Raw genomic sequence first — 20152 nt, 5'->3', positions numbered from 1 at the left:
GTTGGTTCGTATACATAAGCATTCTGGCTATGCCGAAACGGCTACCCGGATTGTGTATATCAGGTCTGTTTCGTGTGCTGGATTGTTGACGCATTCATTTATTGGTATCGCATGAACCCCATCGTAATTAATCGGCTTCAACGGAAGCTGGGCTACACTTTTAATCATCAGGAGCTGTTGCAGCAGGCATTAACTCACCGTAGCGCCAGCAGCAAACATAACGAGCGTTTAGAATTTTTAGGCGACTCTATTTTGAGCTTTGTTATCGCTAATGCGCTATATCATCGTTTCCCTCGTGTGGACGAAGGTGATATGAGCCGCATGCGTGCCACGCTGGTACGTGGTAATACGCTGGCGGAATTAGCCCGTGAGTTTGACCTCGGTGAATGTTTACGTTTGGGGCCAGGTGAGCTGAAAAGCGGCGGTTTTCGTCGTGAATCTATCCTGGCTGATACTGTCGAAGCATTGATCGGCGGTGTCTTCCTCGACAGCGATATTCAGACTGTTGAACAACTTATTCTTAACTGGTATCAAACCCGTCTGGATGAAATTAGTCCCGGCGATAAACAAAAAGATCCGAAAACGCGTTTGCAGGAATATTTGCAGGGTCGCCACCTGCCGCTGCCGTCTTATCTGGTAGTACAGGTCCGGGGCGAAGCGCACGATCAAGAATTTACTATCCACTGCCAGGTTAGCGGCCTGAGTGAACCGGTGGTTGGCACAGGTTCAAGCCGTCGTAAGGCTGAGCAAGCTGCCGCCGAACAGGCGTTAAAAAAACTGGAGCTGGAATGAGCGAAGAAAAAACCTATTGCGGATTTATTGCCATCGTCGGTCGTCCGAACGTTGGTAAATCCACCCTGTTGAATAATCTGCTTGGGCAGAAGATTTCCATCACCTCACGTAAGGCGCAGACAACACGTCACCGTATTGTCGGGATCCATACTGAAGGCGCGTATCAGGCTATTTATGTTGATACCCCGGGCCTGCATATGGAAGAGAAACGAGCCATCAACCGTCTGATGAACAAGGCTGCCAGCAGTTCTATTGGCGACGTTGAGCTGGTTATTTTTGTCGTGGAAGGCACTCGTTGGACACCGGACGACGAGATGGTGCTGAATAAACTGCGTGACGGTAAAGCACCGGTTATCCTGGCGATCAACAAAGTTGATAACGTACAGGAGAAGGCCGATCTGCTGCCGCACCTGCAGTTCCTGGCAAGCCAGATGAACTTCCTGGATATCGTCCCCATTTCTGCCGAAACCGGCATGAATGTCGATACCGTTGCAGGTATCGTGCGTAAGCATCTGCCAGAAGCGATTCATCACTTCCCGGAAGATTACATTACCGATCGCTCTCAGCGCTTTATGGCTTCAGAAATCATTCGCGAAAAGCTGATGCGTTTTCTGGGGGCTGAACTGCCGTATTCCGTTACCGTTGAGATTGAGCGTTTCGTCTCTAACGAACGTGGCGGCTACGATATCAACGGCCTGATCCTTGTTGAACGTGAAGGGCAGAAGAAGATGGTGATTGGCAACAAAGGGGCCAAAATCAAAACCATCGGTATCGAAGCGCGTAAAGACATGCAGGAGATGTTCGAAGCGCCTGTGCACCTTGAACTGTGGGTGAAAGTAAAATCTGGCTGGGCTGATGACGAGCGAGCACTGCGCAGTCTCGGTTACGGCGACGACGTTTAATTCCCTGTTCTGAAAAGACGGCGGGTATGATGGAAGGATGGCAACGAGCCTTTGTCTTACATAGCCGCCCGTGGAGCGAAACCAGCCTGGTGCTGGACGTCTTCACGGAAGAGTCGGGTCGCGTGCGCCTTGTGGCTAAAGGCGCACGTTCCAAACGTTCCAATCTTAAAGGCGCACTTCAGCCTTTTACGCCGCTATTACTTCGCTTTGGTGGACGTGGTGAGGTCAAAACCCTGCGTAGCGCTGAAGCCGTCTCTCTGGCGCTTCCTCTAAGTGGTATCACGCTTTACAGCGGTCTTTATATCAACGAACTCATTTCTCGGGTGCTTGAGTACGAGACCCGCTTTTCCGAACTCTTCTTCGACTACCTGAACTGCATTCAGGCGCTGGCTGGCGCGACTGGCTCACCTGAGCCCGCCTTGCGTCGTTTTGAGCTGGCTTTACTTGGTCATCTGGGCTATGGCGTGGATTTCACCCACTGTGCCGGTAGCGGCGAGTCGGTCGAAGACACCATGACCTACCGTTATCGTGAAGAAAAAGGATTTATCGCCAGTGTGGTGATTGATAACAGCACCTTTACCGGGCGGCATTTGAAAGCACTTGAGTCGCGAGAATTTCCGGATGCTGATACGCTACGTGCCGCGAAACGCTTTACCCGCATGGCGTTAAAGCCGTATCTTGGTGGTAAACCGTTAAAAAGCCGGGAACTGTTCCGGCAATTTATGCCAAAACGCGCAGTAAAAACAAATAATGATTAACGAGGATTGTCATGGCTGAATTACTGTTAGGCGTCAACATTGACCATATTGCCACTTTACGTAATGCACGCGGCACCGCATATCCGGATCCGGTTCAGGCGGCGTTTATCGTTGAGCAAGCAGGTGCGGATGGTATTACCGTACATCTGCGTGAAGATCGACGCCATATTACCGACAGAGATGTGCGTATACTGCGTCAAACGCTGGATACGCGCATGAACCTGGAAATGGCTGTGACGGAAGAGATGCTGGCCATCGCCGTTGAGACAAAGCCGCATTTTTGCTGCCTGGTGCCGGAAAAACGCCAGGAAGTTACCACCGAAGGTGGCCTGGATGTAGCAGGTCAGCGTGACAAAATGCGTGATGCCTGCAAACGACTTGCGGATGCGGGGATCCTGGTATCGCTGTTTATTGATGCCGACGAAGATCAGATTAAAGCAGCCGCCGAAGTGGGCGCGCCGTACATTGAAATTCACACTGGTTGCTATGCCGATGCAAAAACCGACGCTGAACAGGCCAATGAACTGGCGCGTATCGCTAAGGCTGCGACCTTCGCAGCCAGTCTGGGGCTGAAGGTTAATGCTGGTCACGGTCTGACTTACCATAACGTCAAAGCGATTGCACGGATCCCGGAAATGCACGAACTGAACATCGGCCATGCGATCATCGGACGCGCGGTAATGAGCGGCCTGAAAGATGCGGTTGTGGAAATGAAACGCCTGATGCTGGAAGCGCGTGGCTAATGGCAATTCTGGGATTAGGTACGGATATCGTGGAGATTGCTCGCATTGAGGCGGTGATCTCTCGTACCGGCGATCGTCTTGCCAGACGGGTTCTGAGCGATAACGAATGGGCTATCTGGGAAACGCATCAGCAACCGGTGCGTTTTCTGGCAAAGCGGTTTGCGGTAAAAGAGGCGGCGGCAAAAGCTTTTGGTACCGGTATCCGCAACGGACTGGCGTTCAATCAGTTCGAGGTGTTTAACGATGAACTTGGCAAACCGAGTCTGCGGTTGTGGGGAGAGGCGTTAAAGCTGGCAGAAAAGCTCGGTGTGGCGCATATGCATGTGACGCTGGCCGATGAACGTCACTACGCCTGCGCCACGGTGATTATCGAGAGTTAAAGTTTGTCTGCGTGGTGCATTAATACAAACTTATCCCACAGCTGTTCTTCTGTTTCGACATGTGCCGGATCTTTCAAAATAGTATTGGGGATTGGGCACACTTTCTGGCAGGTCGGCGTGTCGTAATGTCCTACACATTCGGTACATTTGTCGCTGTTAATCTCGTAGATGCTGTCACCCATCGAAATCGCCTCGTTCGGGCATTCGGGTTCGCACATATCGCAATTGATACACTTTTTAGTGATTAACAGGGCCATCAGGAAACTCTCAAAACATCACAAATCGGGCGGGCATTATACGCGCATTCTTTGCTCAGACCAGTTTTTTTACCAACGCTTCGCTGTGACGGATACGCTCCGGCGCGTGCTCCAGATCCTGCTGAACCAGCGCCATAAACAACAAATCGGTAAGCATCATTTGCGCATGAGTGGATGAAATCGCAGCGCTCCGGGTGGCCTGCTCCTCTGCAATGGTGTACAGGCAACGGGTTGCACGTTGCTGCAGAGCATTGGGGGTAAATCCGGTGATGGCGAGGATTTTTGCTCCGGTGCGTAATGTTTCATCGGCAGCCAGATTGAGCTCGCGTCGTTCCCCTGTATACGAAATTGCCAGCAAGAGATCGTTTGGTGACATTGCCTGTACGGTCGCCAGCAAGGCGTGCATATCGCGTTCAACTACCGCATTAAATCCAATCTTCAACAGCTTCCAGGCAAAATTCTGCGCGACCAGACCGGATGCGCCAATACCTGTCAGTACAATGCGACGGGCAGACCGCAGCATTGTAACGCTTTCCATCAGCTTCTCTTCACTGTTGATATCCAGAGTTGCATGCATTGCTGCCACATTCTCTTTAATCAGTTTATCTCCGACCAGAAGCATGGGATCGTCACCGCGGATCTGATTGTGCACTGGAACAGAATGTGGATTGGGATTACTGGCCAGCGCTTCGCTGATCGCCAGTTTTAGTGCCGGAAATCCTTTGAATCCCATTTTCTGTGCGAACTTCACGACGCTGGACTGGCTGACGCCTGCCTCGCAGGCCAGTTGCTGTGAGCTGAGATGACGCGCATCATCCGGATGAGCAAGGAGGTAATCCGCAAGCTTTTTATCGCTTTGCGCGAGGTCCGGGTAACGCTGACGAATGCGAATCAAACAGTTCATGCTGTCTCCTGGCGAAAACGTGATGGCGATTACAAAACAAAATTTCACTCGCCTGGGTGAATATAATATTCCATTATGGCGGCTTATTATGAATTAAAAATTCCTAAGGAACAAAAAATGAATCTCGGTGCGTTAGTGTCAGAAACCCGCAATCCACAGACGATGGATCTCGATGCTTTATCCACGCTTGAGCTGGTTCATCGTTTTAATCAACAGGATACGCTGGTAGCGGAAGCAGTAAAAGCAACGCTTTCTGAAGTTGCGCATGCGGTCGATGCGGCAGCTGACGCGTTAAAAGCAGGCGGGCGGATTATTTACATGGGGGCAGGCACCAGCGGTCGTCTTGGCGTGCTGGATGCTTCTGAATGTCCACCGACCTTTGGTGTGCAACATGGTCTGGTTGTCGGGCTTATTGCCGGAGGTCCGGGCGCGTTGCTGAAGGCGGTTGAAGGCGCAGAAGATAACCCTCAGTTGGGAGAAGATGATCTTCGGGCACTCAATCTTCGCATGCAGGACCTGGTTGTTGGTCTGGCGGCGTCAGGACGTACGCCGTACGTGATAGGCGGTCTGCAATATGCTCGCAAAGTGGGCTGCACGACGGTGGCGATCTCCTGTAATCCGGATTCCCCTGTCGCCCGTGAAGCTGATATCGCCATCTCTCCGGTTGTAGGTCCGGAGGCCCTGACGGGGTCAACGCGTCTGAAGTCAGGTACTGCGCAAAAGCTGGTGCTCAATATGATCTCCACCGGGGCAATGGTGAAATTTGGCAAGGTATATCAGAACCTGATGGTGGATATGAAAGCGACCAACGTCAAGCTGGTAGACCGGGCGTGTCGCATGGTGGTGGAAGCTACCGGCATTGCGCGTGAAGAGGCCGAGGCACTGCTGAAACAGACTGACTTTGATGTTAAACCCGCCATACTGATGGCGCTAACCGGGTTGGATGCTACCGCAGCCAGAGCCAAACTTTCCGCTCACCAGGGTTTTTTGCGCGCGGCGTTAGAACACTAGAGGTGCATATGGACAAAACGGCGGTTCTTGCCAGCGACATCCTGCTGGGGATTGGCGGAGAGAAAAATATTCTGCGCCTGGAAAACTGTATGACGCGCGTCAGGGTGGAAGTGCAGGATGACGACCAACTGGACATTTCCCGGCTGAAGCAGTTACCCGGTGTCAGTGGCTATGTGAAGCAGGGGGCGCAGCATCAGATTATTGTTGGTCCCGGTAAGGCCGCCAAAGTGGTGGATGCCATGCGTTCTCTGATTGCTGATGACGGCGAACGTCCGAATGTAAATGACATTGAACGCACGAAGTCTCAGGTGAAAGCGAAGTACAAGGCGCCAATGAGCGATGCGCTGCGCAAGCTGGCGAATGTCTTTATTCCGCTGATCCCGGCGTTTATCGCCTCCGGTTTGATTACCGGCATCATTAACATCCTCAAACAACCGGATATTGTGGGTGATTTTGCTACTCACTATCCGAATATGCTGGGGTTGATGGGTATCTTCGGTAGCGCCGTATTTGCCATCATGAACATCCTGGTCGGGGTAAACACCGCCAAAGTGTTTGGCGGTTCGTTAGCGATGGGCGGCGTAATGGCTGGGATCCTCTCCAGTCCGCAGCTGGCACAGATTACTCTGTTTGGCGAAGCACTACAGCCTGGCCGCGGTGGAGTTATCGCGGTGTTGTTAGTGGTCGCGCTGATGTGCTGGATTGAGCGTAAATTTCGTGAGGTGCTGCCGGGCTCGTTGGAGCTTATCCTGAACCCTTTGCTGACGACTATCATCACCGGGACAATCGCGATTGTGGCACTGCAACCGCTCGGTGGCTGGATTTCGGAATCCATTGCTCATGGCGCATCCTGGGCTATCGATCGCGGCGGTTTCCTCGTCGGCGCGGTACTGGCGGGAACATTTCTACCGCTGGTACTCACCGGTTTGCATCAGGGGCTGGTGCCCATCCATGTTGAGCTGGTGCAGGCACATGGCTATAACGCGCTCTTTCCCATTCTGGCGATGGCGGGAGTGGGGCAGATTGGTGCCGCGATTGCTGTTCTGATGAAAACCCGTAACGCACGGCTGAAAAAAGTGATTAAAGGTGCGTTACCAGTAGGATTACTGGGGATCGGTGAGCCGCTGATTTTTGGTGTGACGTTGCCGCTGGGTAAGCCATTTATTGGCGCTTGTCTCGGCGGAGCGGTCGGCGGGGCGCTGATCAGTTACTGGAAGGTCGCGACGGTTATTACTTTTGGGATCTCAGGGTTACCGCTGGCTCTGACGATTGTTGCCGGAAAAGTGATGTTCTATCTGTTAGGCTATCTGGTAGCGGTTATCGCCGGGTTTCTTTTTACCTGGCTATTGGGGTTCAACGATCCAGAGGAATAAGGTTTGACCAATCACGAGCGTCGCGTTGTCTTTTTTGATTTGGATGGTACGTTACACCAGCAGGATATGTTCGGCAGTTTTCTGCGCTACCTGCTACGTCGCCAACCGCTGAATGCGTTGCTTGTGCTGCCCCTGCTACCGATTATTGCGCTGGGGTTGTTGATTCAGGGGCGCGCCGCCCGCTGGCCGATGAGCTTGCTCCTTTGGGGATGCACTTTTGGTCGGAGTGAAGCGCGCCTGAAATCTCATCAGACCGATTTCGTGCGCTGGTTTCGACAGCACGTAACGGCTTTTCCGGCCGTGCAACAGCGTCTAACGACTTACCTGTTAAGCTCTGACGCTGATATCTGGTTGATTACCGGATCCCCAAGGTCACTGGTCGAACAGGTCTACTTCGACACCCCATGGCTACCGCGCGTTAATCTTATCGCCAGCCAAATTGAGCGGGGGTACGGCGGTTGGGTGCTACCTCTGCGCTGCCTGGGCCATGAGAAAGTGACGCAACTGGAACGTCATATTGGCGCTCCGCTGCGCCTTTACAGTGGCTATAGCGATAGCAAACAGGACAATCCGCTGCTTTCATTTTGCCAGCATCGCTGGCGCGTTACGCCACGCGGTGAGCTTCAGCAACTCGAATAGAGTAAACGATAGCGTCTGTGTATAATGCGCCCGCTTTGATTACCGGAGTTCTGCCTTTGTCTGATGTTGAATTTAGCCATGAGTACTGGATGCGCCACGCCTTAACGCTGGCTAAACGCGCCTGGGATGAGCGGGAAGTCCCGGTAGGTGCGGTATTAGTACATAACAATCGCGTTATTGGCGAAGGCTGGAACCGGCCGATTGGTCACCATGATCCAACAGCCCACGCTGAAATTATGGCGCTGCGTCAGGGCGGTCTGGTGCTACAAAATTACCGCTTACTGGACGCCACTCTGTACGTCACCCTGGAGCCGTGCGTTATGTGCGCTGGCGCGATGGTACACAGTCGTATCGGACGCGTAGTATTTGGTGCGCGCGATGCGAAAACGGGGGCCGCAGGTTCGCTGATGGATGTGCTACATCATCCGGGAATGAACCATCGGGTTGAGGTCACTGAGGGTATACTACGGGATGAATGTGCCACGCTGCTTAGTGATTTCTTCCGCATGCGTCGTCAGGAAATCAAAAACCTGAAAAAGTCTGCAAGTGAGTGATTACGTGTTCCAGCAAGCCGGATGCGGCTATTTTTCCTCTTTCTTCTGTGAGGAAAACAGCAGTGAAGGGGAGTGCGTCAGGTAATTAGACGATGTCTGAGACAGAAACGCAGAGAGAGGAAATTTCTCCTGGTCTAATAATTCTGCCAGAGATACCGCCGGGTAATCCTGTGCCAGTTGCTGCGTTTCTGTCGCCTGTTTTTCTTTCTCTTGCAGATATCCCACCAGGCTTATCTGGTATTTACGAATATTTTCTACATATGCGTAGGCTTCGTGGCCACGAGCATAGCCATACGTCAGCTTGTTGTAATATGGCTTCTGGCTGAGCAGTGGCAGGCGCTGCTTCACATCGGCCCAGCTGTCCGGATTGCCTTTGGTTTTAACCGTTAACGCCCGGGCATCCAGCATATGTGCATATCCCATATTATATGCGGCAAGCGCAAACCAGATGCGCTCTCCTTCCGGTACGGTATCCGGCACTTTACTCATCATGTCCTGTAGATAACGCGCTCCACCGCTGATGCTCTGTTCAGCGTCGGTCCGGTCGGTCAGCCCCAGGCTTTGGGCGGTATTTTTAGTTAACATCATCAGGCCACGTACGCCGGTCGGGGAAGTAGCCTGCGCATCCCAATGGGATTCCTGATAGGAAATAGCCGCCAGCAGCCGCCAGTCTATCTCCTGTGCATATTTTTCAAACAATGGTTTGAGATCCGGCAGTACGCTATCTACAGCGCGTAAAAAAGTGCGGGTATCGACATAATCGAAATCATCGCCATGTCCGAGATACTTTTCTTCCAGTCGCGCCAGTGAACCGTCTTCATTAATGGTGTTAAAGAAATCCAGCAGGGCAGCGGAGAGTGTGTTGTCGTCATCCAGAGGACTAAACCAGGTTACTGGCTGTTCGTCTGAAACATCCAGCGCCACGGCAAGCTCCGGGTGCACGCGTTGGTACAGGCTGATAGCGACTGAATCGGCAATGGTATAGTCGAGCTTACCGGAGATGACATCATCAAGCAGTTCTGTCGTTCCTTTTTTGTCATCGATCTTCCAGCTCAGTTCGGGAAATTTTTTCGCTTTCAGCTGCTGCAAATCATTCACCACGACATGTCCGGGGGCGATAGTCAGCTGATTTTCATTCACGCTGGCAAGGGTGCGGGGGCGATATTTTCCGACCCGATACACCAGTTGCTGCGAAACCGAATAGTAAGTCGGACCCGGCTGGTAGTTTTTAACGCGTTCGCTGTTATAGACCAGGCCTGCGGCTAACAGATCGGCATCGCCGTTATCCAGGTCGTCAAAAAGTTGGCTGATATTCTGACGTACGGTGACTTTTAACTTCACCCCTAAATAGCTGGCGAACTGTTGGGTCAGCTCATAATCCAGACCAAAGGTTTTCCCGTTAAGGGTGGAATGCGTTAAAGGCGAGTCGATTGTACTGACGCGCAATTCTCCCCGAGCTTGAATCGCGGCGATACGATTGTCGGCTTTACCGAACCAGGGGATAGATGGCCAGAGGGCCGCTGCCAGCAGCAGCGTCAATATGCCGATGAACAGATAATTAATCTTTAATTTTTTCAATTAGTTAATTCTCTGAATCGTGCGTAATCTTAGCCTGCTGTGATATTGATTAAGAAGTGAAGTAGTCATTAATGAGCGGCATTTTGCTTAAACTTGCGCCAGTTGGCAACTTATTCAGAAAACTGACCGCATTTGATGATAAGAGAAAGTCGTGATTTTATTTCGACGCAAACGGTTTCGTCTCCGCGGTAGATTCTTTATAATGACGCCCGTTTCCCCCCTTGCGCACACTTATAAGCGCCTCAGGCGCTTCGAAGACGAGAGACTTATGATGGAAATTCTGCGTGGTTCGCCTGCACTGTCTGCATTCCGTATTAACAAACTGCTGGCGCGTTTTCAGGCGGCCAATCTTCAGGTCCACAATATTTACGCCGAGTATGTCCATTTTGCTGACCTGAATGCCCCGTTAAACGAGGATGAGCATGCGCAACTTGCACGCCTGTTGAAGTATGGTCCTGTTCTTCGCAGCCATGTCCCTGAGGGCAAACTGCTGCTGGTAACGCCTCGCCCTGGCACCATCTCCCCCTGGTCTTCTAAAGCGACTGATATTGCCCACAACTGCGGCCTGCAGCAGATTAGCCGTCTGGAACGTGGCGTCGCCTATTATGTTGAAGCCTCTACGCTGACTGCTGAAGAGTGGCAGGACGTTGCTGCCGTACTGCATGATCGCATGATGGAAACGGTATTCTCTTCGCTGGACGAAGCAGAAAAACTGTTTGTGCATCACCAGCCGGCACCGGTTTCTAGTGTCGATCTGCTGGGTCAAGGCCGCCAGGCGCTAATTGACGCTAACCTGCGCCTGGGTCTGGCGCTGGCGGACGATGAAATTGATTATCTGCAGGATGCGTTTACCAAACTGGGACGCAATCCGAACGACATCGAATTGTATATGTTTGCGCAGGCCAACTCTGAGCACTGCCGTCATAAAATTTTTAACGCCGACTGGGTTATCGACGGAAAACAACAGCTGAAGTCGCTGTTCAAGATGATTAAAAACACCTTCGAAACCACACCGGATCACGTGCTGTCTGCTTATAAAGACAACGCGGCGGTGATGGAAGGTTCTGAAGTGGGCCGCTACTTTGCCGACCATCAAACGGGTCGCTATGACTTCCATCAGGAGCCGGCACATATCCTGATGAAAGTAGAAACACACAACCACCCGACGGCGATCTCGCCATGGCCGGGCGCGGCGACCGGTTCCGGTGGCGAAATTCGTGATGAAGGCGCAACCGGACGCGGCGCAAAGCCGAAAGCGGGCCTGGTTGGTTTTTCCGTCTCCAACCTGCGAATTCCTGGCTTTGAACAGCCGTGGGAAGAAGATTTCGGTAAACCAGAACGTATTGTTACCGCGCTGGATATCATGACCGATGGTCCTCTGGGGGGCGCGGCGTTTAACAATGAATTTGGTCGTCCGGCGCTGACCGGTTACTTCCGTACCTACGAAGAAAAAGTTAACAGCCACAACGGCGAAGAGCTGCGCGGTTACCACAAGCCAATCATGCTGGCCGGTGGGATCGGTAATATCCGCGCCGATCACGTACAGAAAGGTGAGATCGTCGTGGGTGCGAAACTGATCGTCCTCGGAGGCCCGGCAATGAACATCGGTCTTGGCGGCGGTGCGGCCTCTTCGATGGCTTCCGGCCAGTCCGACGCCGATCTCGATTTTGCTTCCGTGCAACGTGACAATCCGGAAATGGAACGTCGTTGCCAGGAGGTTATTGACCGTTGCTGGCAGATGGGCGATGCCAACCCGATTCTGTTTATCCACGATGTGGGGGCAGGCGGACTGTCTAATGCTATGCCTGAGCTGGTCAGCGACGGCGGGCGCGGTGGTAAGTTTGAACTGCGTGATATCCTCAGCGATGAGCCGGGCATGAGCCCGCTGGAAATCTGGTGTAACGAATCTCAGGAACGTTACGTGCTGGCGGTTGCCGCTGACCAGTTAGCGTTGTTTGACGAGCTGTGTAAGCGTGAGCGCGCACCATATGCAGTGATCGGTGAAGCCACTGAAGAACAGCACCTTTCTATGAATGACCGTCATTTTGACAATCAGCCGATCGATCTGCCACTCGATGTATTGCTCGGCAAGACACCGAAAATGACCCGCGATGTACAGACGCTGAAAGCGAAAGGCGATGCGTTAAATCGAAGCGATATCACGATTGCAGATGCGGTCAAACGCGTGCTGCACCTGCCCGCAGTTGCAGAAAAAACTTTCCTGGTGACAATTGGCGACCGTACCGTTACCGGCATGGTTGCACGTGATCAGATGGTGGGGCCGTGGCAGATCCCGGTCGCGAACTGCGCGGTGACGACTGCCAGCCTTGACAGCTACTATGGCGAAGCGATGTCAATCGGCGAGCGCGCACCGGTTGCGCTGCTGGACTTCTCCGCTTCGGCACGCCTCGCGGTAGGTGAAGCGCTGACCAACATTGCGGCAACGCAAATAGGTGATATCAAACGTATCAAACTGTCCGCAAACTGGATGGCGGCCGCTGGTCACCCTGGCGAAGATGCCGGGTTGTACGAAGCGGTAAAAGCGGTAGGGGAAGAATTATGCCCTGCACTTGGTCTGACCATCCCGGTGGGCAAAGACTCCATGTCGATGAAAACCCGCTGGCAAGAAGGTAACGAACAGCGTGAGATGACCTCGCCGCTGTCGCTGGTGATTACCGCTTTTGCCCGCGTGGAAGATGTGCGTCATACCATTACACCGCAGCTCTCGACCGAAGAGAACGCGCTGCTGTTGATTGACCTGGGCCTTGGCCACAATGCACTGGGTGCGACATCACTGGCGCAGGTTTACCGCCAGTTGGGTGACAAACCGGCTGATGTACGCGACGTCGCGCAACTGAAGGGCTTCTATGACGCCATTCAGGCGCTGGTGGCGCAGCGTAAGCTGCTGGCCTACCATGACCGTTCAGACGGCGGTCTGTTAGTGACTCTGGCTGAGATGGCATTTGCCGGTCACTGTGGTATTCAGGCTGAAATCAGCACACTTGGCGATGACGCTCTGTCTGCTCTGTTTAATGAAGAGCTGGGTGCAGTGATTCAGGTGCGTGCGACAGATCGCGATGCAGTAGAGGCTGTTCTCGCAGCTAACGGTCTGACAGATTGTGTACATTACCTCGGACAGGCAGTCGCAGGTGATCGTTTCACTCTGACAGCCAACGGCCAGTCCGTATTCAGTGAAAGCCGCACTACGCTTCGTATGTGGTGGGCAGAAACCACCTGGCAGATGCAGCGTCTGCGTGACAACCCGGAATGTGCCGATCAGGAACACGATGCCAAGGCGAACGATGCGGATCCAGGCCTTAACGTAAAACTGTCGTTTGATATCAACGAAGATGTTGCCGCGCCGTATATTGCCACCGGTGCGCGTCCAAAAGTGGCTGTGTTGCGTGAGCAGGGTGTTAACTCCCACGTTGAGATGGCCGCGGCTTTCCACCGTGCTGGCTTTGACGCCATCGACGTTCACATGAGCGATCTGCTGGGCGGACGTATCGGCCTGGGGAACTTCCAGGCGCTGGTTGCCTGTGGTGGTTTCTCTTACGGTGATGTACTGGGTGCCGGTGAAGGCTGGGCGAAATCAATACTGTTCAACAACCGTGTGCGTGATGAGTTTGAAACCTTCTTCCATCGCCCACAGACGCTGGCGCTTGGTGTATGTAACGGCTGTCAGATGATGTCCAACCTGCGCGAATTGATCCCGGGTAGCGAACTGTGGCCGCGCTTTGTACGTAACCACTCTGATCGTTTCGAAGCTCGCTTTAGCCTGGTGGAAGTGACGCAAAGCCCGTCTCTGCTGTTGCAGGGAATGGTCGGGTCAATGATGCCGATTGCCGTTTCTCATGGTGAAGGGCGCGTGGAAGTACGTGATGATGCACATCTGGCGGGGCTGGAAAGCAAAGGTCTGGTAGCGCTGCGCTATGTTGATAACTTTGGCAAGGTGACTGAAACCTATCCAGCGAACCCGAATGGCTCGCCAAACGGGATCACTGCGGTGACGACCGAAAATGGTCGTGTGACGATTATGATGCCGCATCCGGAACGAGTATTCCGTACTGTGAGCAACTCCTGGCACCCGGAAAACTGGGGCGAGGACAGCCCGTGGATGCGTATCTTCCGCAATGCGCGTAAGCAACTCGGCTAATCTTAACGATAGACATCAAGCCCCTCTTCGTGAGGGGTTTTTTTTGTCTGGTCCAGTTGAGCGACGTAAATCCTGTTAGGGGATGAGGCGTTTACACCTCCAGGGTGTCGGCAAATGCCGACAATGGCACGACTGGGGTGTCGCCTAAAAGAGACAGTTAATTAATTGATTTATATATTATTTATTTTTTAGTGTTATATGTGTTGCTAATTAGCGACAAAAGGTGCAAAAAACAGACGGAAAACCTTTTAGCATATTTAAACATATTTCTTATATTTATCATTGTGTTAATAAAATGTTTTGATTGTTGGCACAGTTGCTGCATAATAATAACCAGTGGCTCATTCACCCTCTTATGTCAGCCCCTTCGGGACGTGCTACATAAACTTCGAATGACGCACAACAAGGTGCCTGCCGTCCAACTTCTGATATTAGCGTTGCTCATATCAATCTCCGGGCGAAACGTCGAGTTAGGCACCGCCTTATTCCACAACAAAGCCGGGTTAATCCCGGCTTTGTTGTATCTGGCGTTTCCCTCAGTTAGCATCTTCTTATTCGTGTCCGTTGAGGTAACGCCTTGAAGCGCTGGTCTGTTTTCCCCCGTTCTTTACGCCAGTTGGTGACGTTGGCTTTTTTGCTGATCCTGCTGCCTTTGTTAGTGCTGGCCTGGCAGGCATGGCAGAGTCTGAACGTGCTTAGCGCCCAGGCTGCGTTAACGAACCGAACGACGTTGATTGATGCCCGACGAAGCGAGGCGATGACCAATGCGGCACTGGAGATGGAACGCAGCTATCGGCAATACTGCGTGCTTGATGATCCGACCCTGGCGAAGGTCTATCAAAGTCAGCGCAAACGCTACAGCGATATGCTGGATGCGCATGCGGGCGTTTTACCGGATGACAAACTCTATCAGGCGCTGCGCCAGGATTTAAACGACCTCGCACAGCTACAGTGTAAAAATAGCGGCCCTGATAGTGTGGCGGCGGCACGACTTGAAGCTTTTGCCAGCGCCAATACGGAGATGGTTCAGGCAACGCGTACGGTGGTTTTCTCTCGTGGGCAACAATTACAACAAGATATAGCGGAGCGTGGGCAGTTCTTTGGCTGGCAGGCACTGGTGCTGTTTCTCGTCAGCCTGGCGATGGTGTTGCTGTTCACGCGGATGATTATCGGACCAGTTAAAGGTATAGAACGGATGATCAACCGCCTGGGGGAAGGGCGCTCGCTGGGTGATAGCGTACTGTTCACCGGCCCTCGGGAACTGCGCTCGGTTGGTCAGCGAATTATCTGGCTGAGCGAGCGCCTTTCATGGCTGGAGTCTCAGCGGCATCAGTTTTTACGCCACCTTTCACACGAGCTGAAAACACCGCTGGCAAGTATGCGTGAGGGAACAGAACTGCTGGCAGACCAGGTGGTTGGTCCTCTGACGGCGGAGCAGAAAGAGGTTGTCGGTATTCTGGATGACAGCAGCCGCAATCTGCAGAAACTGATTGAGCAGTTGCTGGATTACAACCGGAAACTGGCTGATGAGGTGATTGAGCTTAAGAACGTTGAGATAGCGCCGCTGGTGGATGGCGTTGTTTCTGCACATAGCCTGCCCGCTCGCTCAAAAATGATACATACTGATGTTGCGCTGGCTGCGAGTTCCTGTCTGGCAGAGCCTGGGCTGTTAATGAGCGTGCTGGACAATCTTTATTCCAATGCGGTGCACTATGGGGCTGAATCCGGTACCATTTGTATCCGCAGCAGTTTGCATGGCTCTACGGTATATATAGATATAGTGAATACCGGCACACCGATTCCAGAAGCAGAAAAGACCATGATCTTCGAGCCTTTTTTCCAGGGGAGTCATCAGCGGAAAGGGGCGGTAAAAGGAAGCGGGTTGGGGCTTAGTATCGCCAGAGATTGCATCCGCCGTATGCGGGGAAAACTGTATCTGGTCGATGATAATGCGCAAGGTGTTTGCTTTCGCATAGAACTGCCGCTATCTGCAACGAAAAAACACTAAAATCAACCTAAGTCTGGTGAGTATGCCACACGTTGTTGTCCGAATGCTTAAACGACATTTTTTCCGCCGCGCCTTATGGGTGAGCCTGCCGTGCCTGGCGCTGGTAGGGTGTGTACCGAATGCGGTGAATCATATTATCGGTGATCCTTCGCAGGAGAAAATTCCTCCTCATCAATTGGCCGATTACCTTTCAACAGAATGTGCGGATATCTGGTCACTACAGGGTCAGTCCACAGAATCTAATCCGCTGTATTGGCTGCGGGCAATGGATTGTGCCGATCGCATGATGGCGGTTCAGGCGCGCAGTGAAGCCAGTGCCCTGCTGGCGGATACCTGGCAGGGCGCTTTCAAACGTGGGATCCTGCTAGGCAGTGCCAATATTACCCCACCAGAACGGCGGGACGCGATTACGCGCCTTGATGCGTTAAGCCCGCAAATCCCCGCTCAGGTACGACCGCTTTATCAGGTCTGGCGCAGCAGCCAAACGCTGCAGTTACAGCTTGCAGAAGAACGCATGCGCTATAGCAAACTCCAGCAGGCATCAGACAGCGATCTTGATACGCTGCGTTTACAACAACAGCATTTGCAAGCCCAGCTCGATCTGACTACCCGCAAACTGGAGAATCTGACGGATATTGAACGCCAGCTTTCTACCCGCAAACCTGCCGGTAACTACAGTCCCGATACGCAGCATGGGAGTGATAAACTCACCACACCTGACAACGGGGATGGTGCGGTGTCGTCATCTGATGAGGTAACGCCATGATAAGCCGTAAACCCGCGCATTTACTGCTTGTAGATGACGATCCTGGGTTGTTGAAATTGCTCGGAATGCGACTGACCAGCGAAGGTTACAGTGTCGTAACGGCGGAAAGCGGTCTGGAAGGACTGCGGATCCTGAACCGTGAAAAGGTGGATCTGGTTATTAGCGATCTGCGCATGGATGAAATGGACGGTATGCAACTGTTTACTGAAATCCAGAAAGTCCAGCCTGGGATGCCGGTTATTATTCTTACGGCTCATGGTTCTATTCCTGATGCTGTTGCCGCTACTCAGCAGGGTGTTTTCAGTTTTCTCACTAAGCCGGTCGATAAAGACGCGTTATACAATGCCATTGACGGGGCGCTGGAACAGTCTGCGCCCGCCACTGATGACCGCTGGCGTGAATCAATCGTTACCCGCAGTCCTCTGATGTTGCGTTTGTTGGAGCAGGCACGGATGGTGGCGCAATCAGACGTCAGCGTACTGATCAACGGTCAAAGCGGTACCGGGAAAGAGGTTTTCGCTCAGGCTATTCACAACGCCAGCCCGCGAAGCCACAAACCTTTCATTGCGATTAACTGCGGCGCGTTGCCGGAACAACTGCTCGAGTCTGAACTGTTTGGTCATGCGCGCGGCGCCTTTACCGGCGCGGTGAGCAACCGTGAAGGGTTATTTCAGGCCGCTGAAGGCGGGACGCTGTTTCTCGATGAGATAGGTGACATGCCCGCGCCATTACAGGTCAAATTATTGCGTGTGTTGCAGGAGCGTAAAGTCCGCCCCCTTGGCAGCAATCGTGATATCGACATTGATGTGCGGATCGTTTCTGCGACGCACCGTGATCTGCCCAAAGCGATGGCGCGGGGTGAGTTTCGCGAAGATTTATTCTATCGCCTCAATGTCGTGAGTTTGAAGATCCCAACGCTGGCCGAGCGTACTGAAGACATCCCACTACTGGCAAACCATCTGCTACGCCAGTCTGCTGAGCGGCACAAACCGTTCGTGCGTGCATTTTCGACTGACGCGATGAAACGTTTAATGACAGCCAGTTGGCCAGGAAACGTGCGTCAGTTGGTCAACGTGATTGAACAGTGTGTGGCGCTAACTTCTTCACCGGTAATCAGCGATGCGCTGGTGGAGCAGGCGCTGGAAGGCGAAAATACTGCGCTGCCAACCTTTGTCGAAGCGCGTAACCAGTTTGAACTCAACTACTTGCGTAAGTTGTTGCAAATTACTAAAGGCAACGTTACTCATGCGGCGAGAATGGCGGGGCGCAACCGGACGGAGTTCTATAAGTTGCTCTCTCGACACGAACTGGATGCGAACGATTTCAAAGAATAATTTCACACTGCATCATTCAAGCTGCTGCCAGGCATCATGAATGATTTTGTGTAATCGTTTAATGTGTTAGGTTTATCCGATCAAAAGACAGGCGACCTTTTCAAGGAATAGCATGAAAAAGATTGATGCGATTATTAAACCCTTCAAGCTGGACGACGTCCGCGAAGCGCTGGCAGAAGTCGGCATTACCGGTATGACTGTGACGGAAGTGAAAGGATTTGGCCGTCAGAAAGGCCATACCGAACTGTATCGCGGCGCGGAATATATGGTGGATTTTCTGCCGAAGGTGAAAATTGAAATTGTGGTAACTGACGATATTGTTGATACCTGCGTCGATACCATTATTCGTACTGCACAAACGGGTAAAATTGGCGACGGCAAGATTTTTGTCTTTGACGTGGCACGCGTTATTCGTATTCGTACCGGTGAAGAAGACGACGCGGCAATTTAAGTCGGGTCTGCTTAGCAGGCCTGACAGGCGTAGCGCCATCAGGCCTGCTTTATAACGAACTACAGCACTTTATGTGGACCGAAACATTCGTAGTGAATGTTTTCGTTCTTCACGCCCAGACCGACCAGTTGCTTCGCGGCAAACTGCATAAAGCCAACCGGACCACACAGATAAAACTGCATTGACGGGTCGCTGATTGCACCTTCCATCTTGTTTAAATCCATCAGTCCTTCGCTGTCATATCCACCTTTTTCGCGATCCGCTTCGTTCGGCTCACGATACCAGGTATGTGCGGTAAAACGCGGCAGCGTTTTACCCAGTTCACTTACTTCATCGGCAAAAGCATGCACATCGCCGTTTTCTGCCGCGTGGAACCAGTTAACCTGTGCGGTGTGCCCGGATTTTGCCAGCGTATCCAGCATGGCCAGCATCGGCGTCTGACCAACACCCGCAGAAATCAGAGATACTGGCGTATCGGTTGCCACATCCATGAAAAAATCGCCCGCTGGTGCGGCTAAATGAACGATGTCACCGATATTCGCGTGGTTATGCAACCAGGTAGAAACCTGGCCGCCGTCTTCGCGTTTAACGGCAATACGATAGCCTTTACCATCCGGTTTGCGGGTCAGAGAGTACTGACGAATTTCCTGATGCGGGAAACCTTCCGGCTTCAGCCAGACGCCCAGATATTGCCCCGGATGGTATTCTGCCACCGCACCGCCATCGACCGGCTCAAACTCAAAGCTGGTGATCAACGCGCTACGCGGGGTTTTTGCCACGATACGGAACGGACGAGTACCTTCCCAGCCACCATTTTTGTTGGCGTTTTCACTGTAAATCTGTGCTTCGCGGTTGATGAAGACGTTAGCCAGCACGCCATACGCTTTTCCCCAGGCATCCAGCACTTCCTGACCTGGACTGAACATTTCGTCCAGCGTTGCCAGCAGGTGACCGCCCACGATGTTGTACTGCTCGGGCTTAATCTGGAAGCTGGTATGCTTCTGGGCTATTTTCTCAACCGCAGGCAGCAACGCCGCCAGGTTTTCGATATTGCTGGCGTAAGCGGCGATGGCGTTAAATAATGCTTCACGTTGATCGCCATTACGCTGGTTACTCATGTTGAAAATTTCTTTGAGTTCGGGGTTATGCGTAAACATGCGATCGTAGAAATGGGCGGTCAGCTTCGGGCCTGTCTCAACCAGCAGGGGAATGGTGGCTTTCACTGTAGCGATGGTTTGTGCGTCAAGCATACTGTCTTCCTTTATCTGAGACTTTAATGATGTATGTCAAATGCATCTTATAAAAAATACCCCTGCATTGTAAATGGTTCTTTGTAACTTTGCGTTGTAATGGTTACAACGTGAAAAATCTGCATCACAAACCTGAAAAGAAATCCGTTGAAATTAAGCAGACCTTTGTTCTCCAAAGCCTTGCGTGCTCTGAAGGTAATCGTTTGCGTAAAATCCTTTGTCAAGACCTGTTATCGAAGAATGATTCGGTTATACTGTTGGCCGAAGTCCAACGGGACTGCCTTTTTAGGCCGAAA

At 52.4% G+C, this 20152-nt stretch carries 18 protein-coding genes; 14 read left to right on the top strand and 4 right to left on the bottom strand.

The window, feature by feature from the left end; translation table 11 throughout:
• The first annotated feature begins 111 nt into the window (after window positions 1-111).
• The 5 genes from rnc to acpS are packed head-to-tail and all read left to right on the top strand — an operon-like array spanning window position 112 to window position 3575.
• Window positions 112-792 (top strand): ribonuclease III, encoded by a 681-nt coding sequence (rnc, locus tag OGY01_RS01495; protein WP_003037579.1) that lies wholly within the window; start codon window positions 112-114, stop codon window positions 790-792.
• Window positions 789-1694 carry a GTPase Era gene (gene era / locus OGY01_RS01490; protein WP_045446265.1) on the top strand — a complete coding sequence of 302 codons (906 nt, stop codon included), beginning with the start codon at window positions 789-791 and terminating at the stop codon, window positions 1692-1694. The genes rnc and era overlap by 4 nt, the downstream gene beginning before the upstream one ends.
• Window positions 1695-1723: 29 nt before the next feature.
• Window positions 1724-2452, top strand: a complete 729-nt coding sequence (gene recO / locus OGY01_RS01485; RefSeq protein ID WP_045449747.1) for a DNA repair protein RecO — start codon at window positions 1724-1726, stop codon at window positions 2450-2452.
• Window positions 2453-2463: 11 nt separating this feature from the next.
• The gene (gene pdxJ, locus OGY01_RS01480) at window positions 2464-3195 is read left to right on the top strand and encodes a pyridoxine 5'-phosphate synthase (protein WP_048220795.1); all 732 of its coding nucleotides are present in this window, start codon (window positions 2464-2466) and stop codon (window positions 3193-3195) included.
• The gene (gene acpS, locus OGY01_RS01475) at window positions 3195-3575 is read left to right on the top strand and encodes a holo-ACP synthase (RefSeq protein WP_045446261.1); all 381 of its coding nucleotides are present in this window, start codon (window positions 3195-3197) and stop codon (window positions 3573-3575) included. Before pdxJ ends, acpS begins: the two co-directional genes overlap by 1 nt.
• On the opposite strand, the gene OGY01_RS01470 is transcribed toward acpS, so the two are convergent.
• Both OGY01_RS01470 and OGY01_RS01465 read right to left on the bottom strand, forming a co-directional pair.
• Window positions 3572-3832, bottom strand: coding sequence for a YfhL family 4Fe-4S dicluster ferredoxin (locus OGY01_RS01470; RefSeq protein ID WP_003037590.1), 261 nt, complete (start codon window positions 3830-3832; stop codon window positions 3572-3574). The genes acpS and OGY01_RS01470 overlap by 4 nt on opposite strands.
• Before the next feature lie 55 nt (window positions 3833-3887).
• A complete protein-coding gene (locus OGY01_RS01465) occupies window positions 3888-4736 on the bottom strand; it encodes a MurR/RpiR family transcriptional regulator (RefSeq protein ID WP_045446258.1) in 849 nt (282 codons plus the stop codon).
• Window positions 4737-4853: 117 nt separating this feature from the next.
• Between OGY01_RS01465 and murQ the strand changes: the two genes are divergently transcribed.
• The 4 genes from murQ to tadA are packed head-to-tail and all read left to right on the top strand — an operon-like array spanning window position 4854 to window position 8313.
• The gene (gene murQ, locus OGY01_RS01460) at window positions 4854-5747 is read left to right on the top strand and encodes an N-acetylmuramic acid 6-phosphate etherase (RefSeq protein WP_286492297.1); all 894 of its coding nucleotides are present in this window, start codon (window positions 4854-4856) and stop codon (window positions 5745-5747) included.
• Between the two features lie 8 nt (window positions 5748-5755).
• Window positions 5756-7120: a PTS transporter subunit EIIC gene (locus OGY01_RS01455; protein WP_286492295.1), complete on the top strand. Its 1365-nt coding sequence runs from the start codon at window positions 5756-5758 to the stop codon at window positions 7118-7120.
• A 3-nt stretch (window positions 7121-7123) separates the two neighbouring features.
• Complete coding sequence (yfhb, locus tag OGY01_RS01450; RefSeq protein WP_045446249.1) at window positions 7124-7759, top strand: phosphatidylglycerophosphatase C; 636 nt, start codon at window positions 7124-7126, stop codon at window positions 7757-7759.
• 17 nt (window positions 7760-7776) lie between these two features.
• On the top strand, window positions 7777-8313 hold the full coding sequence (gene tadA, locus OGY01_RS01445) for a tRNA adenosine(34) deaminase TadA (RefSeq protein WP_075261753.1): 537 nt from the start codon (window positions 7777-7779) through the stop codon (window positions 8311-8313).
• 27 nt (window positions 8314-8340) lie between these two features.
• On the opposite strand, the gene mltF is transcribed toward tadA, so the two are convergent.
• Complete coding sequence (mltF, locus tag OGY01_RS01440; protein WP_048220800.1) at window positions 8341-9891, bottom strand: membrane-bound lytic murein transglycosylase MltF; 1551 nt, start codon at window positions 9889-9891, stop codon at window positions 8341-8343.
• 268 nt (window positions 9892-10159) lie between these two features.
• Between mltF and purL the strand changes: the two genes are divergently transcribed.
• The 5 genes from purL (at window position 10160) to glnB (ending at window position 18606) form a co-directional block, all read left to right on the top strand.
• A complete protein-coding gene (gene purL, locus OGY01_RS01430) occupies window positions 10160-14047 on the top strand; it encodes a phosphoribosylformylglycinamidine synthase (RefSeq protein ID WP_286492293.1) in 3888 nt (1295 codons plus the stop codon).
• A gap of 577 nt (window positions 14048-14624) precedes the next feature.
• The gene (gene qseE / locus OGY01_RS01425) at window positions 14625-16055 is read left to right on the top strand and encodes a two component system sensor histidine kinase QseE/GlrK (RefSeq protein WP_045446234.1); all 1431 of its coding nucleotides are present in this window, start codon (window positions 14625-14627) and stop codon (window positions 16053-16055) included.
• 22 nt (window positions 16056-16077) lie between these two features.
• Entirely contained in the window at window positions 16078-16821 is a 744-nt protein-coding gene (gene qseG, locus OGY01_RS01420; protein ID WP_045446231.1) for a two-component system QseEF-associated lipoprotein QseG, read from the top strand.
• The gene (gene glrR, locus OGY01_RS01415) at window positions 16821-18155 is read left to right on the top strand and encodes a two-component system response regulator GlrR (protein WP_304413159.1); all 1335 of its coding nucleotides are present in this window, start codon (window positions 16821-16823) and stop codon (window positions 18153-18155) included. Before qseG ends, glrR begins: the two co-directional genes overlap by 1 nt.
• 112 nt (window positions 18156-18267) lie before the next feature.
• Window positions 18268-18606: a nitrogen regulatory protein P-II gene (gene glnB, locus OGY01_RS01410; RefSeq protein WP_002914032.1), complete on the top strand. Its 339-nt coding sequence runs from the start codon at window positions 18268-18270 to the stop codon at window positions 18604-18606.
• A gap of 59 nt (window positions 18607-18665) precedes the next feature.
• Here the strand turns inward: glnB and hmpA are convergent, their stop codons facing one another.
• Window positions 18666-19856: an NO-inducible flavohemoprotein gene (hmpA, locus tag OGY01_RS01405; protein ID WP_045446225.1), complete on the bottom strand. Its 1191-nt coding sequence runs from the start codon at window positions 19854-19856 to the stop codon at window positions 18666-18668.
• Between the last annotated feature and the right edge of the window lie 296 nt (window positions 19857-20152).

It is taken from the genome of Citrobacter sp. Cm038 (genome assembly GCF_030333105.1).
Classification (GTDB): Bacteria; Pseudomonadota; Gammaproteobacteria; order Enterobacterales; family Enterobacteriaceae; genus Citrobacter; species Citrobacter murliniae.
This window is presented reverse-complemented; position numbering and strand designations above follow the sequence as displayed.

Coding starts and splice junctions, on each gene's coding strand:
- rnc (WP_003037579.1), top strand. CDS start 112: ATGAACCCCATCGTAATTAATCGGCTTCAACGGAAGCTGGGCTACACT.
- era (WP_045446265.1), top strand. CDS start 789: ATGAGCGAAGAAAAAACCTATTGCGGATTTATTGCCATCGTCGGTCGT.
- recO (WP_045449747.1), top strand. CDS start 1,724: ATGGAAGGATGGCAACGAGCCTTTGTCTTACATAGCCGCCCGTGGAGC.
- pdxJ (WP_048220795.1), top strand. CDS start 2,464: ATGGCTGAATTACTGTTAGGCGTCAACATTGACCATATTGCCACTTTA.
- acpS (WP_045446261.1), top strand. CDS start 3,195: ATGGCAATTCTGGGATTAGGTACGGATATCGTGGAGATTGCTCGCATT.
- OGY01_RS01470 (WP_003037590.1), bottom strand. CDS start 3,832: ATGGCCCTGTTAATCACTAAAAAGTGTATCAATTGCGATATGTGCGAA.
- OGY01_RS01465 (WP_045446258.1), bottom strand. CDS start 4,736: ATGAACTGTTTGATTCGCATTCGTCAGCGTTACCCGGACCTCGCGCAA.
- murQ (WP_286492297.1), top strand. CDS start 4,854: ATGAATCTCGGTGCGTTAGTGTCAGAAACCCGCAATCCACAGACGATG.
- OGY01_RS01455 (WP_286492295.1), top strand. CDS start 5,756: ATGGACAAAACGGCGGTTCTTGCCAGCGACATCCTGCTGGGGATTGGC.
- purL (WP_286492293.1), top strand. CDS start 10,160: ATGATGGAAATTCTGCGTGGTTCGCCTGCACTGTCTGCATTCCGTATT.
- qseG (WP_045446231.1), top strand. CDS start 16,078: ATGCCACACGTTGTTGTCCGAATGCTTAAACGACATTTTTTCCGCCGC.
- glnB (WP_002914032.1), top strand. CDS start 18,268: ATGAAAAAGATTGATGCGATTATTAAACCCTTCAAGCTGGACGACGTC.
- hmpA (WP_045446225.1), bottom strand. CDS start 19,856: ATGCTTGACGCACAAACCATCGCTACAGTGAAAGCCACCATTCCCCTG.